12 protein-coding genes are annotated in these 14,581 nt (G+C 70.2%); 5 read left to right on the top strand and 7 right to left on the bottom strand.

Features of this window, described 5'->3' with window-relative positions:
- Nucleotides 1-92: 92 nt before the first annotated feature.
- Together ASG29_RS10590 and miaA are read right to left on the bottom strand one after the other, a co-directional pair.
- Nucleotides 93-1,841, bottom strand: coding sequence for an acetolactate synthase 3 large subunit (locus tag ASG29_RS10590; RefSeq protein WP_055983530.1), 1,749 nt, complete (start codon nucleotides 1,839-1,841; stop codon nucleotides 93-95).
- Nucleotides 1,842-1,917: 76 nt separating this feature from the next.
- Nucleotides 1,918-2,877, bottom strand: a complete 960-nt coding sequence (gene miaA / locus ASG29_RS10585; RefSeq protein WP_055983528.1) for a tRNA (adenosine(37)-N6)-dimethylallyltransferase MiaA — start codon at nucleotides 2,875-2,877, stop codon at nucleotides 1,918-1,920.
- Between miaA and serB the strand changes: the two genes are divergently transcribed.
- Nucleotides 2,831-3,709, top strand: a complete 879-nt coding sequence (serB, locus tag ASG29_RS10580; RefSeq protein WP_055983526.1) for a phosphoserine phosphatase SerB — start codon at nucleotides 2,831-2,833, stop codon at nucleotides 3,707-3,709. The two genes, miaA and serB, sit on opposite strands and share 47 nt — an antisense overlap.
- Before the next feature lie 90 nt (nucleotides 3,710-3,799).
- Here serB and alaS read toward each other — a convergent pair whose 3' ends face one another.
- The 4 genes from alaS to ASG29_RS10560 form a co-directional block, all read right to left on the bottom strand.
- Nucleotides 3,800-6,448: an alanine--tRNA ligase gene (gene alaS, locus ASG29_RS10575; protein ID WP_055983524.1), complete on the bottom strand. Its 2,649-nt coding sequence runs from the start codon at nucleotides 6,446-6,448 to the stop codon at nucleotides 3,800-3,802.
- A 33-nt stretch (nucleotides 6,449-6,481) separates the two neighbouring features.
- The gene (locus tag ASG29_RS10570) at nucleotides 6,482-7,501 is read right to left on the bottom strand and encodes an OmpA family protein (protein ID WP_055983522.1); all 1,020 of its coding nucleotides are present in this window, start codon (nucleotides 7,499-7,501) and stop codon (nucleotides 6,482-6,484) included.
- Entirely contained in the window at nucleotides 7,498-8,037 is a 540-nt protein-coding gene (locus tag ASG29_RS10565) for a hypothetical protein (protein WP_055983521.1), read from the bottom strand. The genes ASG29_RS10570 and ASG29_RS10565 overlap by 4 nt, the downstream gene beginning before the upstream one ends.
- Before the next feature lie 115 nt (nucleotides 8,038-8,152).
- On the bottom strand, nucleotides 8,153-9,400 hold the full coding sequence (locus ASG29_RS10560; RefSeq protein WP_055983518.1) for a M24 family metallopeptidase: 1,248 nt from the start codon (nucleotides 9,398-9,400) through the stop codon (nucleotides 8,153-8,155).
- A 132-nt stretch (nucleotides 9,401-9,532) separates the two neighbouring features.
- Here ASG29_RS10560 and ASG29_RS10555 point away from each other — a divergent pair, with 132 nt between their 5' ends.
- From ASG29_RS10555 to ASG29_RS10545, 3 genes are read left to right on the top strand one after another with little or no spacing between them, the layout of a single operon-like run.
- A complete protein-coding gene (locus ASG29_RS10555) occupies nucleotides 9,533-10,855 on the top strand; it encodes a dicarboxylate/amino acid:cation symporter (protein ID WP_055983517.1) in 1,323 nt (440 codons plus the stop codon).
- Nucleotides 10,856-10,892: 37 nt separating this feature from the next.
- On the top strand, nucleotides 10,893-11,459 hold the full coding sequence (locus tag ASG29_RS10550; protein ID WP_055983516.1) for a sigma-70 family RNA polymerase sigma factor: 567 nt from the start codon (nucleotides 10,893-10,895) through the stop codon (nucleotides 11,457-11,459).
- Nucleotides 11,449-12,153 (top strand): anti-sigma factor domain-containing protein, encoded by a 705-nt coding sequence (locus ASG29_RS10545; RefSeq protein WP_055983514.1) that lies wholly within the window; start codon nucleotides 11,449-11,451, stop codon nucleotides 12,151-12,153. The genes ASG29_RS10550 and ASG29_RS10545 overlap by 11 nt, the downstream gene beginning before the upstream one ends.
- Nucleotides 12,154-12,166: 13 nt before the next feature.
- Here ASG29_RS10545 and trxB read toward each other — a convergent pair whose 3' ends face one another.
- Nucleotides 12,167-13,135, bottom strand: a complete 969-nt coding sequence (gene trxB, locus ASG29_RS10540) for a thioredoxin-disulfide reductase (protein ID WP_055983512.1) — start codon at nucleotides 13,133-13,135, stop codon at nucleotides 12,167-12,169.
- 57 nt (nucleotides 13,136-13,192) lie between these two features.
- On the opposite strand from trxB, the gene ASG29_RS10535 reads away from it, so the two are divergent.
- Complete coding sequence (locus ASG29_RS10535) at nucleotides 13,193-14,575, top strand: leucyl aminopeptidase family protein (RefSeq protein ID WP_055983510.1); 1,383 nt, start codon at nucleotides 13,193-13,195, stop codon at nucleotides 14,573-14,575.
- The last annotated feature ends 6 nt before the right edge of the window (nucleotides 14,576-14,581 follow it).

Below are 14,581 nucleotides of genomic sequence, written 5' to 3'. Positions count from 1 at the left end.
GGGCCCTCTCCACCAGCGATACGTCCGGGGCGATCCCCCTCCACCATGCTCCGCATGGTCCCCCTCCCCGTGCCGGGGAGGATAGAATGTTGTCAAACCAGCGCCTTGGCCTCGTCGTCCATCGTGCCCGACACCTCGTTCGCCTGGAGTATCATGTCGGTGTGCGCCGCGCCCGACGGGATCATCGGGAAGCAGTTCGCCAGCTGCGCCACGCGGCAGTCGACCATCACCGGCCCGTCATGCGCCAGCATGTCCGCGATCCCCGCATCAAGCGCGCCGCGTTCCTCGATGCGGATGCCCTTCCACCCGTACGCCTCGGCCAGCTTCACGAAATCGGGCAGCGAGTCCGAATAGCTTTCGGCATAGCGGCTTTCGTAGGTCAGCTCCTGCCACTGGCGGACCATTCCCATATATTCGTTGTTCAGGATGAAGACCTTCACCGGCAGGCGATATTGCGTCGCGGTCGCCAGCTCCTGGATGTTCATCTGGATCGACGCCTCGCCCGCGATGTCGATGACCAGCGCGTTGGGATTGCCCAGTTGCGCGCCGATCGCCGCGGGCAGGCCGTAGCCCATCGTGCCCAGCCCACCGCTGGTCAGCCATTTGTTCGGGCCTTCGAACCCGAAATGCTGCGCGGCCCACATCTGGTGCTGCCCGACCTCGGTCGTGATGATCGGGTTGCGCGCGCGCGTCGCCTCCCACAGCGCGCGCACCGCGCGCTGCGGCATGATCGTCTCGCTGCCGTCCTCCGGGAAATCGAGGCAGGCGCGCGCGCGCCAGCCGTCGATCCGCCGCCACCAGCCGGACAGGTCGGGCTTCGGGTGCTGGCGCGCCTTCCACACGCGCACCATGTCCTCCATCGCATGGCCGGCGTCGGCGACGATGGCGTGGTCGATGCGCACGGTCTTGTTGATGCTCGACCGGTCGATGTCGATATGCACCTTCCGGCTGTTCGGCGCGAAGGCATCCAGCCGCCCGGTCACGCGATCGTCGAAGCGCGCGCCGATCGCGACGATCAGGTCGGCCTCGTTCATCGCGAAATTGGCTTCGTAGGTGCCGTGCATGCCCAGCATGCCGAGCCATTGCGGCGCGGACGCGGGGAAGGCGCCCAGCCCCATCAGCGTCGAGGTCACCGGCGCGCCGGTCAGCCGCACCAGTTCGCGCAGCAGCTGGCTCGCCCCCGGTCCCGCGTTGATGACGCCGCCGCCGGTGTAGAACACCGGCCGCTCCGCCGCGGCGAGCATGTCGACGACCTGCTCGATCGCAGCCCGGTCCGCCTTCAGCGCGGGGCGATAGGTCTTGTGCTGGATCGGGCCGGGCTTCGTATAGCGCGCGGTCGCGACCTGCACGTCCTTCGGAATGTCGACCACCACCGGGCCGGGACGGCCGGACGTCGCGATGTGGAACGCCTCGTGGATCACGGGGCCGAGCCGCGCGGGATCCTTCACCAGGTAATTATGCTTCGTGCAGTGGCGCGTGATGCCGACCGTGTCCGCCTCCTGAAAGGCGTCGGAGCCGATCAGCGCGGTCGGCACCTGCCCGGTGATGACGACCATCGGGATCGAATCCATCAGCGCGTCGGTGATGCCCGTCACCGCATTGGTCGCGCCGGGGCCGGACGTCACCAGCACCACGCCGGGCTTCCCCGTCGAGCGTGCATAGCCCTCCGCCGCATGCGTCGCCGCCTGCTCGTGCCGGACCAGGATGTGCTTGATCCGGCCGGAGCGGAACATCGCGTCGTAGATCGGGAGGACGGCGCCGCCCGGATAGCCGAAGACGACCTCCACGCCGAGATCGCACAGCGCCTCGACCAGGATATCGGCTCCGCTCTTCTCGCCCACGTCACTACTCCGTCGTTGCCCACCGGCACCTTTAGCGGGCGGGGTGGCGGGGCGCTACGGCATGGATTGTTGCGCGTCAACCGCTATCGGCGACATAATATTGCGAAGTTGCTGCGGCGCAGCGCGGCCACGCGGCGGGGGGCTGGTGCCGGAACCACGTATATTGCCGCTTGGCGTAGCGGCGCGTGGAGAGCTGCGCGCGCGCCAATGCGTCGTCGCGCGAGAGTTCGCCCGACAGATAGGCCGCGATGTCCGGCACCCCGATCGCGCGTCGCACCGGCGCATCCGCGGGAACGTCCTCGCGCACCAGCAACGCCGCGACCTCCTCCACCGCGCCGCCGTCGAACATCTCGACCAGCCGCCGGTCGCAACGGTCCATCAGTTCGGCGCGATCGGGCAGCAGGATCATCGGCGACAGCGCCACATGGTCCGCGATCCCGCCGCTCTTCTCTTCTTGCCAGTCCGCCAGCGTGCGCCCGGTGGCGCGCACCACCTCCAGCGCGCGCGCGACGCGCGTCGTATCCCCGGCGTTCAGCCGTGCCGCCGCCGTCGGGTCCTCGCGCCGGAGCGCGTCATAGGCCGCAGCGACCGGCAGCGCGCGCACCGCCTCCCGCACCGCCGGATCGATCGCGGGCACCGGCGCTATCCCGTCCAACAGGGTCCGCAGGTACAGGCCGGTGCCGCCGACCAGTACCGGCACCCCGCCCTCCGCATGAATCGCGTCGATCGCGTCGCGCGCCTGCGCCGCCCAGTCCGCCGCCGAGCATGCGACCGACCCGTCGACATGCCCGAACAGCCGGTGCGGCACCCGCGCCACGTCCGCCGCATCGGGGCGCGCGCTCAGCACGCGCAGGTCGCGATACACCTGGCTGGCGTCCGCGTTGACGACGGTGCCGCCGATCCGCTCGGCCAGTTCGATCGCCAGCGCGCTCTTGCCGCTGGCGGTCGGCCCTGCGATGAGCGCGACCCTTGGTTTCGAAGGGGGCGGAATGTTCACGGCGACGCTGATAGCAGCCGGGCGGCTGACGCCAAGCATCGTGGCGGCGGCCAATGACGCGCTCGCGGCGGCGGGGTGCGTGCCCACGACGCTGGCGTGGATCGATGAGGGCGACGCGGCGGACCTGAATTTCGAACTGGCCCCCGCGGATGCGCGCGCGGCGCTGGAAGGCGCGTTCGAGGGCGTCGACGTGGTGATCCAGCCGCGCGACGGGCGGCGCAAGATGCTGCTGGTCGCGGACATGGATTCGACGATGATTACGGTCGAATGCATCGACGAACTGGCGGATTATGGCGGGCTGAAGCCGCAGATCGCGGCGATCACCGAATCGGCGATGCGCGGGGAGCTGGATTTCGAGGCGGCGCTGGACGCGCGCGTCGCACTGTTGAAGGGGCTGGACGCGGGCGTGATCGACGATTGCCTGCGCGACCGCGTGACGTTGATGCCGGGCGCATGCACGCTGGTACGCACGATGCGCGGCTGGGGCGCGACCGCGGTGCTGGTGTCGGGCGGCTTCACGCGCTTCGCCGAGCCGGTCGCGGCCGAGATCGGCTTCGATCGCGCGATCGCCAACGTGCTAAAGTTCGACGGCGGCGCGCTGTCGGGCACGGTCGCGAAGCCGATCGTGGGCGCCGCGACGAAGAAAGCGACGTTGCTCGACTATCGCGCCGACCTCGGGCTGGCGGACGGTGCGACGCTGGCGGTGGGGGACGGGGCGAACGACCTGGCGATGATCGAGATCGCCGGGCTGGGCGTCGCCTATCGCGCGAAGCCCGTCGTGGCCGCGGCGGCGGGGGCCCGGATCGAGCATGGCGACCTGACCGCCTTGCTGTGGGCGCAGGGCGTGCCGAAGGGGGAATGGGTGGAGTAGAGTCCACCTTTTTCGTCACCGCTTGTGTCCCCGCGAAGGCGGGGACCCAGACTGGGCTCCCGCCTTCGCGGGAGCACAAAGCTGGCAGGATCAGTCCTTCAGCGCCCCCCGCACCGCCGCGACCGCGTCCGCGGCCTTGTACGCCTCCGGTCCGCCGCCCTGCGCCATGTCGGGCCGCCCACCGCCGCCCTGCCCGCCCAGCACCGCCACCGCGCGCTTCGTCAGGTCGACCGCGCTGAACCGCGCGATCAGGTCCGCGGTCACGCCCACCGCCACCGACGCGCGGCCGTCGTTGACCGCGACCAGCACCGCCACGCCCGAGCCGATGCGCTGCTTCGCCTCGTCCACCGCGCCGCGCAGGCCCTTGGCGTCGAAGCCGTCGAGCACCTGTCCGACGAACGCAACGCCCGCCACCGTCTCCGGCCCCGCGGGCGCTGCGCCGGCCCCGCCGCCGAGCGCCAGCGCCTTCTTCGCCTCCGCCAGTTCGCGCTCCAGCCGGCGGCGATCCTCGACCAGTGCGGCGACGCGCGCGGGCACCTCGTCCGGCGTGGTCTTCAACGTTGCCGCCGCCTCGCGCAATTTCTCATCACGCCCCGCCAGATACGCACGCGCCGCCTCGCCGGTCAGCGCCTCGACCCGGCGCACGCCGCTCGACACCGCGCTCTCGCCGACGATCTTCAGCAGGCCGATGTCGCCCAGCGCGTTGACGTGCGTGCCGCCGCACAGTTCGATCGACCATGCCTTGCCGTCGTCGTCGGTCGCCATCGACACGACGCGGACCTCGTCGCCGTACTTCTCCCCGAACAGCGCCATCGCGCCCATCGCGATCGCGTCGTCCGGCGTCATCAGCCGCGTCGTGACCGTGCCGTTCTGGCGGATCTTCGCATTCACCTGCGCCTCGGCATCCGCCAGCTCGGCCGCGGTCATCGCCTGGTTGTGCGACACGTCGAAGCGCAGCCGCTCCGGCGCGACGAGGCTGCCCTTCTGCGCGACATGCGTGCCCAGCCGCTGGCGCAGCGCCTCGTGCAGCAGGTGCGTCGCGGAATGATTGGCGCGGATCGCTGCCCGTCGCGCGACGTCGATCGCCAACCGGACGGTATCGCCGACCTTCAGCGCGCCCGAATCGATCGTCGCGTGATGGACCCACAATTTGCCCAGCTGCTTGCCGGTATCCGACACCGTCGCCGCGACATGGTCGCCCGACAGCGTGCCCGCATCGCCGACCTGCCCGCCGCTCTCGCCGTAGAAGGGCGTCTGGTTGACGATCACGTCGACCTCATCGCCCGCCGCCGCGCTCTCGACCCGCGCGCCGTCCTTCACCAGTGCCAGCACGACGCCCTCGCCGGTGTCGCTGGCATAGCCGGTGAACTCGGTCGCGCCGACCTCCTCGACCAGGTCGAACCACAGATCGTCGGACGCCTTCGCCCCCGAACCCTTCCACGCCGCGCGCGCCGCGCGCTTCTGCTCCGCCATCGCGGCGTCGAAGCCCGCGCGGTCGACGCCGAAATCCTGCGCGCGCAGGGCGTCTTCGGTCAGGTCGTAGGGAAAGCCGAACGTGTCGTACAATTTGAACGCGGTTTCGCCGGACAGGACGTCGCCCGCCCGCATCCCCGCCGTCGCCTCGTCCAGCAGCTTCAGGCCCTTGTCGAGCGTCTGGCGGAAGCGCGTCTCCTCCTGCCGCAACGTCGCCTCGATCAACGGCTGCGCACGCACCAGCTCGGGATAGGCCGCGCCCATCTCCGCCACCAGCGCAGGCACCAGCCGGTGCATCAGCGGCTCCTTCGCACCAAGCAAGTGCGCATGCCGCATCGCGCGCCGCATGATCCGCCGCAGGACGTAGCCGCGCCCGTCGTTCGCGGGCAGCACGCCGTCCGCGACCAGGAAGCCCGAGGTCCGCAAATGGTCCGCGATCACGCGATGCGACGCCTGCGTCTCGCCAGTGGTGGCGGTGTGCGTCAGCGCGCCCGACGCGGCGATCAGCGCCTTGAACGTGTCGGTGTCGTAATTGTCGGTGACGCCCTGCATCACCGCCGCGATCCGCTCCAGCCCCATGCCGGTGTCGATCGACGGGCGCGGCAGGTCGCCGACGATCGCGTCCGCCTCCTGCACATGCTGCATGAACACCAGGTTCCATATCTCGACGAAGCGGTCGCCGTCCTCGTCCGGCGATCCCGGCGGGCCGCCGGGGATGTGATCGCCGTGGTCGTAGAAGATTTCCGAACACGGCCCGCACGGCCCGTCGGAACCCATCGCCCAGAAATTATCCTTCGTCGCGATGCGGATGATGCGGTGGTCGGGCAGCCCCGCGACCTTCTTCCACAGGTCGAACGCCTGATCGTCGGTGTGGTACACCGTCGCGGTCAGCCGGTCCGCGGGCAGCCCCCATTCCTTCGTCAGCAGCGTCCAGGCATGGACGATCGCCTGCTCCTTGAAATAATCGCCGAAACTGAAATTCCCCAGCATTTCGAAGAAGGTGTGGTGACGCGCGGTATAGCCGACGTTGTCCAGGTCGTTATGCTTGCCGCCCGCGCGCACGCATTTCTGCGACGAGGTGGCGGTGGTGTACGGCCGCGTCTCCAGCCCGGTGAAGACGTTCTTGAACGGCACCATGCCCGCATTGACGAACATCAGCGTCGGATCGTTCTGCGGCACCAGTGGCGCGGACGGCACGACGGCGTGACCGTGGCCGGCGAAATAGTCGAGGAACGAGCGGCGGATGTCGTTGGTGGACGTAAACATGCGCCGGGGCTTAATCGCGAGACGGCGCGCTGCCTAGCGGGCAGTTGCCGGCGTGGCGCCCGATGTCGGGACGGCCTTGGGCAGGATCACCTCGACGCGGCGGTTACGCTGGCGCCCCGCCTCGTCATCGGTGCCGTCCTGCTTCGCGTTCGGCGCGGCGGGACGCAATTCGCCCAGCCCGATCGTCGTCAGCCGTGCGGCGTCGATATCCTTGCCGGCGAGGTACGCCTTCACCGCCGCCGCGCGCGCCTCCGACAGTTTCTTGTTATAGGCGTCGTCGCCCTTCGCATCGGTATGCCCCTCGATCGAGATCGTCCCCGCGCTGGCGGCGACCAGCTGCGCCAGACGGTCGAGCGTCGGGCGGGCGTCGGCGCGGATCGTCGCCTTGTCGAAATCGAACGTCACGTCGCCGGGCAGCGACACCATCGTGCCGCGATCCGTCTCCACCGCGCCCAATTCGCTCTTCAGCTTGTCGACCGCCTGAAGGTCGCTGGTCGCGGGCTTGGCGGTGCCGAGCGTGGAGCCGCCGTCCGCGACCGGGCCGATCCTGCTGGCGGGAAGGTCGCGCATGCCCGACAGCGCCGACGCCTCCGGCACCGATCCGCCGCGCGATCCGTCCAGCGGCAGTGCCACCTCGAACCGAGGCGACATCGTATAGCGGCTGTCGCGCGAATCCTGTTCGTTCAGGAACAGGGTCGCGGTGCCCGACGACGGCAGCTTGCCCGCGAACACCAATTCCCCATCCATCGTCTTGCCCGGCGGCACCGCAAGGTCGGCGTTGGTCGGGGATGGGATCAGCAGCAGCTTCTCGCCCGCGTCGGTGACGATATAGCTTTTCTCGCGCCCGCCGTTCAGCTCGATCTCGCGGTCGCGGTTGTTCATGACGCGGATGGCCACGACCGCGCGCTCGCCGGACGATCGGACGGACAATACCTGCAACACCGTGCCGTTCACGTGCGTCGCCTGCCGATCCACCGCCGCGCCGTCGCCGCCGCCGGTGATGGAGCACCCCGTCAGCAGCATCGCCGCCGTCGCCGCGATCCCGCCCCTCACGATGCCACGCCCGCCAGCGGCAGGTCGATGCGGTAGCCGGGCGAATCGCTGTATTCGCTGTCGGTCGAGCTGTTCTCGTTCAGCACCAGCACCGCCGCCTTCACCGGTTCCAACCGGCCGAGGAAGACCAATTGTCCCTCGAACGTCTGCCCCTTGGGCACGTTCAGCCGCGCGTTGGTCGCGGGCGGGGACAGGTACAGGCGTTGTCCGTCGTCGAGAAGCAGGTAACTGGCGCGATTGTTCGGGAAGTTGTTCAGCTGCACGTCGCGCTGATGCCCGTTGATGATGCGGATCCCGACCGCGGTGTCGGTCGCGCGCGATTGGACCGACGTGACTTGCAGGACGGTGCCGTTGGGGTGAGCGACCTGGATATCCAGCCCCTTTTCCGTGCCGCCGTTCCACAGTTTCGCGGCGGCGGGGGCGGTCGCGCCCGCGGCTTGTGCCGCGGCGGACTGGTTCGCATCCGGTGGCGCGGCACCCTGGTTGCAGGCGGCGAGCGCAAGCATGAACAGCGCGGCGACATTCTTCGAAACCATCGACTGGACCCTCATCCTTTCACCGACTTGCCGCGCGACCGCGGCGTCGACCCGGGGAGATGCTTGCAGCTTTGCCGGGGCGGGACAAGGGTGCAGACCGTCGCGGCGCGGGCGCCTACACCGGGCGGTCGATGCTTTCCGGCGGCGTGCTGAACCATTTCGGCCCGGTGGCGGTCATATGGAAGCAATCCTCCAGCCGGACGCCGAACTTCCCCGGCAGATACAGGCCGGGCTCGTTCGAGAAGCACATGCCCTCCGCCAAGCGCGTCGTCTCGCCATGGACGAGGTTCACGGGCTCGTGCCCCTCCATCCCGATCCCGTGCCCGGTGCGATGCGACAGGCCGGGCAGGCGGTAGCCGGGGCCGTAGCCCCATGATTCGTAGCGCCGCCGCACCGCATCGTCGACCGCGCCCGCGGGCGTGCCGATCCGCGCGGCGGCCAGCGCGATCCGCTGCCCCTCCGCCACATGGTCCCACACTCGCCGCACCGCGTCGGGCACGGGGCCGGCGACGAAGGTGCGCGACACGTCGGACTGATATCCCTGGACCGTGCAGCCGCAGTCCATCAGGACGACGTCGCCGCGCGCGATCCGGCGCGGCGCGGTGCCGCCGTGGGGCAGCGCGGAATCGGGTCCGACCAGCGCCATCGAAAACTCGGGATCGCCGCCCAGCCGCCGCGTCGCCGCGCTCATCAACGCGCCGACGTCCGCCCCCGTCATCCCCGCCTCCACCCGCGGATGGACGAAGCGATAGGCCGCGATCGTCACGTCGGTGGCCACCTGCATCAGCGCGATCTCCGCCGGCGTCTTGCGCATCCGCACGCCGCGCACGACCGCATCCGCGCTCACCAGCCGCGCGTCGGGCGCGGCGCGGCGCAGGCGGTCGACGGCGAAGAAGCGGACCGTCTCCTCGATCCCCACCGGTCGCCGCGCCAGTCCCCGATCCTTCAGGAAGCCCGCGACGACCCTCGTGGGATCCTCGTCCTCGTTCCACGTCCTCACCTGCGCGAGGACGGCCAGGCTCAACCGTACCGACGGCTCCTCGAAATACGGGGTGACGATGCACGGCTCGCCCGCCACCGGGATCACTGCGCAGGTCAGCCGCTCGCTGCGGCCCCAGCGCACGCCGGTGAAGTAGGTCAGGCTCGCGCCCGGCTCGATCACGACCGCGCCGATGCCCTGCGCCTTCATCAGCGCCTGCGCGCGCCGCAGGCGGTCGGCGCGCTCCGCCGGTCCGATCGGCACCGCGCCGCCGGTCATGTCCTTCAGGCCCGAAAGGTCGGTGTCGGCGGCGCGCAGCACGCCCGCGAACGGCGCGATCGCCGCGGCGGCGAGGATGGTCCGGCGAGATGGGGCGAAGCGCATGGAACCTCCCGTTCGTCACCCCGGCCTTGTGCCGGGGTCCACCGTGCCGCAAACACCGCGTGACAGGTTCCTGCCGCACGGTGGATGCCGGGACAAGCCCGGCATGACGGCAAGGAGCGACGGGAGCATTGAATGGCCAAGCGGCTGACCACGTATATCCTGATCGGCCTCGTCGCCGGGCTGATCGTCGGCCTGTCGCTGCACGCCGCGATCGACGACGGCAGCGTCGCATCGGACGCGCGGCTGAAGGATATCGCGGGCTATTTCTCGATCGTCACGACGCTGTTCCTGCGGCTGATAAAGATGATTATCGCCCCGCTGGTCTTCGCAACGCTGGTGTCGGGGATCGCGCAGATGGGCGACACCGCCGCGCTGGGGCGGATCGGCGCGCGCAGCCTGGGGTGGTTCATCTCGGCCAGCCTGGTCTCGCTCACGCTCGGCCTCGTCATGGTCAACGTCCTGCAACCCGGCGTCGGCCTGAACCTGCCGCTGCCGCCCGCCAGCGCGACCGCGGGGCTGGAAACCGGGGCGTTCAACCTGAAGGACTTCGTCACCCATATCGTCCCCGCCTCGATGATCGACGCGATGGCGAAGAACGAGATCCTTCAGATCGTCGTCCTGTCGGTATTCTTCGGCGTCGCGATCACCGCGGTCGGCGAGAAGGCCGCGCCGCTGGTGAAGGCCATCGACGCGCTGGTGCACGTGATGCTCCAGATCACCGACTACGTCATGCGCGTCGCGCCCTTCGCGGTGTTCGCCGCGGTGGCGGGCACGCTGACCGAGCGCGGCGCGGGCGTGATCGGGCAGCTCGCCTATTTCATGGGCAGCTTCTATTTGTCGCTGCTGCTGCTGTGGTGCATCCTGCTGAGCGCGGGGTTCCTGTTCATCGGGCGGCGCATCGTCGACCTGGTCCGGCACGTGCGCGAACCGTTGCTGGTCGCCTTCTCCACCGCGTCGTCGGAGGCGGCGTATCCCCGGATGCTGGAGGCGCTGGACCGGTTCGGCGTGCCGCCGCGGGTCGCCAGCTTCGTGCTGCCGCTCGGCTATTCGTTCAACCTGGACGGATCGATGATCTACATGACGTTCGCGTCGATCTTCATCGCGCAGGCCTATGGCATCGACATGTCCATGGGGCAGATGATTACGATGCTGCTGGTGCTGATGGTCACCAGCAAGGGGATCGCGGGCGTGCCGCGCGCCAGCCTGGTGGTGATCGCCGCGACGCTGCCGATGTTCAACCTGCCCGAGGCGGGCCTGCTGCTGATCCTGGCGATCGACCATTTCCTCGACATGGGCCGCACCGCGACCAACGTCATCGGCAATGCGGTCGCCAGCGCGGTGGTCGCGAAATGGGAGGGCGGGTTCGATCCGCCGGAACCGGTCGCGATCGTGCCGCCCGCCGCGCCCAGCGGCCATGGCCCCGCGCGCGACGTCGACAGCTTTCGCGAATTGTGACGTTGCCGTCGCGGGTTGCGGCGCGTAGCGTGCGGGCGTGACGGCTTCCGATCCCGCCCAGGCACGAGAGGAACTGACCCGCGTCCTGATCGCGACGGGGGAGGAGGATCGCGCCGCATTCGCCCGCGTCTATCACCTCACCCGAACGAAGCTATTCGGCGTATGCCTGCGTATCTGTGGCGAACGACAGGCCGCAGAGGACGTCTTGCAGGAAGTATACGCCACCATCTGGAAACGTGCCGGCGCCTACGAGCCCGCACGCGCCAGTCCCATTTCGTGGCTGGCCACGATCGCGCGCAACCGCGCGATCGACTGGCGCCGCGCGCAGCGGGTGCGCCCCTCGACCGCGATGGAAGACGCGCCTCCCCTGCCCGATCCCGCCCCGCTGGCCAGCGAGACGATGCTGCGCGACGAGGACGACCGGCGCCTGCACGGCTGCCTCGACCGGCTGAGCGATTCGCAACGCGACGTGATCCGCACCGCCTTCTTCGACGGGCTGACCTATGCCGAGCTGGCGGATCGCCGCGGCGTGCCGCTGGGGACGGTGAAGAGCTGGGTGCGGCGCGGGCTGATCCGCCTGAAGGACTGCCTCGATGACGCCTGACACGCCCGACCCCGCGGGCGAGGAACCCGACGTCATGGCGGCCGAACTGGCGCTGGGCGTCCTGGACGGCGAGGAGCGCGCGGTGGCGCTGCGCCGGCTCCTGGCGGAGCCTGCCTTCGCACGCGATGCGGAACGCTGGCGCACCTATTTCGCGGCATTGTTCGCGCAATGGCCGGAAGCCGAGCCGGGCGAAGACGCCGAGCGGCGCATCATGGCGCTGGCCGAGGCGCCGCGGCGGCAGTCGCGGTTCTGGACCTGGGCGACGGGCCTGTCGACGCTGGCGGCGGCCGGATTGCTGGCGGCGTTGATCGACCGCCCCGTCCGCTTGATTCCCGTCCCCGCGCCCGCGCCGCGCGCCGCCCCGGCGGCGATCCCGCTGGTCGCGGTGCTGGCGCCCGAGGATGCCAAGCCGTTCGGCGCGATCTACGACCCCGCGACGCGCGAGGTCAGGCTGGCGGGCGGCATCGTCGTGCCGACGCAGCGCGATGCGGAATTGTGGGCGATCGGCGCGGACGGCGTGCCGAAGGCGCTGGGCCTGCTGGCGCGCGACGGCGCGGGCCGCATCCGGATCACGCCGCGACAGGCGATCGGCGCCGGCGTGACGCTGGCGATCTCGATCGAGCCGCTGGGCGGATCGCCGAAGGACACGCCGACCGGCCCGGTCGTGGCGACGGGGACGCTGACGCTGATCTGACGCCCGACGCGGCCTATTCCGCCGCCTCGCGCAGCTCCGCGAATTCCGCCGCCGCCAGGAAACGTTCGGCGTCCAGGGCGGCCATGCAGCCCGTGCCCGCCGCGGTCACCGCCTGGCGATACACCTTGTCCGCCACGTCGCCGCACGCGAAGACGCCCGGGACGCTGGTCTTCGTCGATCCCGTCTCGACCGCGATATAGCCGTCGTCGTCCAGCGTCAGATGCCCGCGGAACAGCTCCGTCGCCGGATGATGCCCGATCGCGACGAACCCGCCGTCGACGTCCAGCCGCGAATGCGCGCCCGTGACCGTATCCTCCAGGTCGAGCGCGACCAGCCCGGCATTCCCGCCGCCGTCCACGAACTCGCGCACTTCCTTGTTCCACAGCACCGTGACGTTGGGATGCGCGAACAGCCGCTCCTGCAAGATCCGCTCCGCGCGCAGCGAATCGCGACGGTGGATCAGCGTCACGTCGTCGCTGTGGTTGGTCAGGTACAGCGCCTCCTCGACCGCGGTGTTGCCGCCGCCGATCACCGCCACCTTCTTCCCGCGATAGAAGAAGCCGTCGCACGTCGCGCACGCGCTGACGCCCTTGCCCTTCATCGCGTCCTCGCTGGCGAGGCCCAGCCACTTCGCCTGCGCGCCGGTCGCGATCACCAGCACGTCGCCCTCGTACACGTCGCCGCCGTCGCCGGTCAGGCGGAACGGGCGGCGGGTCAGGTCGACGTCGACGATCGTGTCCCACATCATCGTGGTGCCGACATGCTCGGCCTGCTTCTGCATCTGCTCCATCAGCCACGGGCCCTGGATCACGTCCGCGAAGCCGGGATAATTCTCGACGTCGGTGGTGGTCGTCAGCTGCCCGCCGGGCTGGATCCCCTGCACCACGATCGGCTTCATGCCCGCGCGCGCGCCGTAGATGGCGGCGGAAAGACCGGCGGGACCGGAGCCCAGGATCAGCATGCGAGTCGAATGTGTCGTCATGCCGCGCGATGTAGGGTGCGTTGCGCGGGCCGCAAAGTCCTGCTTTGCTCGCCCGCGATGATCGACTTTTCCACGCTCCTCGCGCCCGATCGCGGCCAGCCCGCCCGCGACATCCACGTCGTCCACCCGGACGCTTTCGGCGACTGGCTGGCGCGTCAGCCCCCGCGCATCCGCACCGCGGTCGCCGCCAATCGCGTGAGTGGAAAGGCGGGCAACCGCGCCGTCCTGCCGGGCGAGGGGGCGGAGGACTGGTCGATGCTGCTGGTATGCGACGAGGATGCCGCCTCGCCGTGGCGCATCGCCTCGCTCGGCGACGGCCTGCCGGAGGGGACGTACCGGCTCGCAGGGGGAGAGCCCGGCGCGGCGATGCTCGGCTGGTGCCTCGCGCAGCATCGCTTCACGCGATACAAGGCGACGGAGCCGGTCGGCGCACGCGTCCTGCTGACCGGCGAGCCCGCGCGCATCGAGGAGGTCGTGCGGCTGGCGCACGCCACCGCACTCGTCCGCACGCTCGTCGACACCGCCGCCGCGGACATGGGTCCGGCGGAGCTGGAGGCGGAGGCGGACCGGCTCGCGCTGGCGCACGATGCGAAGGTCACGGTCACGCGCGGCGATGCGCTGGCGACCGGCTATCCGATGATCCACGCCGTCGGACAGGCCGCGACGCGCGAGCGCGGCCCCCGCCTGATCGAGCTGGAATGGGGCGACCCCGCGCATCCGCGCATCGCGATCGTCGGCAAGGGCGTGTGCTTCGACACCGGCGGGCTGGACCTGAAACCGTCCGCGGGCATGCGCCTGATGAAGAAGGACATGGGCGGCGCCGCACACGCGCTCGCGCTCGCGGGGCTGGTGATGGCCGCGCGGCTGAAGGTCCGGCTGCACCTGCTGATTCCCGCGGTCGAGAACGCCGTCTCCGCCGCCGCCTTCCGCCCCGGCGACGTGCTGGCGACGCGGCTGGGCCTGACGGTGGAGAATACGAATACCGATGCGGAGGGCCGGCTGGTCCTGGGCGACGCGCTGACCAAGGCGGTGGAGGGCGCACCCGACCTGATCCTGGATTTCGCGACGCTGACCGGTGCCGCCCGCGTCGCGCTGGGGCCGGACCTGCCCGCGACGTTCGCGAACGACGAGGCGCTGGCGGCGGAGCTGCTGGCGGCGGGAGACGCGGTGCGCGACCCGTTGTGGCGCCTGCCGCTGTGGGATGGATACGACGACATGCTGAAGAGCGACGTGGCCGACATGGTCAACGCCCCCGACGGCGGCTTCGCGGGCGCGATCACTGCCGCCCTGTTCCTCCGCCGCTTCGTCCCCGCCGGCATCCCGTGGGCGCACCTCGATACGTTCGCATGGCGTCCGGTCGGGAAACCGGGTCGTCCGAAGGGCGGCGACGCGTACGGCCTTCGGGCGACCTGGGCATTGCTGAAAGGGCGGTTTTCGTAAGCCCTC

This window comes from Sphingomonas sp. Leaf412, assembly GCF_001425405.1.
Lineage (GTDB): Bacteria > Pseudomonadota > Alphaproteobacteria > Sphingomonadales > Sphingomonadaceae > Sphingomonas.
Note: the sequence above shows the minus strand (reverse complement) of the source record. Positions and strands in the feature narration are given on the sequence as shown.

Excerpts from the sequence above, each read along its gene's own strand:
- ASG29_RS10545 (WP_055983514.1), top strand. The coding sequence starts at position 11,449 with ATGACGCCTGACACGCCCGACCCCGCGGGCGAGGAACCCGACGTCATG.
- alaS (WP_055983524.1), bottom strand. The coding sequence starts at position 6,448 with ATGTTTACGTCCACCAACGACATCCGCCGCTCGTTCCTCGACTATTTC.
- ASG29_RS10535 (WP_055983510.1), top strand. The coding sequence starts at position 13,193 with ATGATCGACTTTTCCACGCTCCTCGCGCCCGATCGCGGCCAGCCCGCC.
- serB (WP_055983526.1), top strand. The coding sequence starts at position 2,831 with ATGTTCACGGCGACGCTGATAGCAGCCGGGCGGCTGACGCCAAGCATC.
- ASG29_RS10555 (WP_055983517.1), top strand. The coding sequence starts at position 9,533 with ATGGCCAAGCGGCTGACCACGTATATCCTGATCGGCCTCGTCGCCGGG.
- trxB (WP_055983512.1), bottom strand. The coding sequence starts at position 13,135 with ATGACGACACATTCGACTCGCATGCTGATCCTGGGCTCCGGTCCCGCC.
- ASG29_RS10565 (WP_055983521.1), bottom strand. The coding sequence starts at position 8,037 with ATGGTTTCGAAGAATGTCGCCGCGCTGTTCATGCTTGCGCTCGCCGCC.
- ASG29_RS10560 (WP_055983518.1), bottom strand. The coding sequence starts at position 9,400 with ATGCGCTTCGCCCCATCTCGCCGGACCATCCTCGCCGCCGCGGCGATC.
- miaA (WP_055983528.1), bottom strand. The coding sequence starts at position 2,877 with ATGCTTGGCGTCAGCCGCCCGGCTGCTATCAGCGTCGCCGTGAACATT.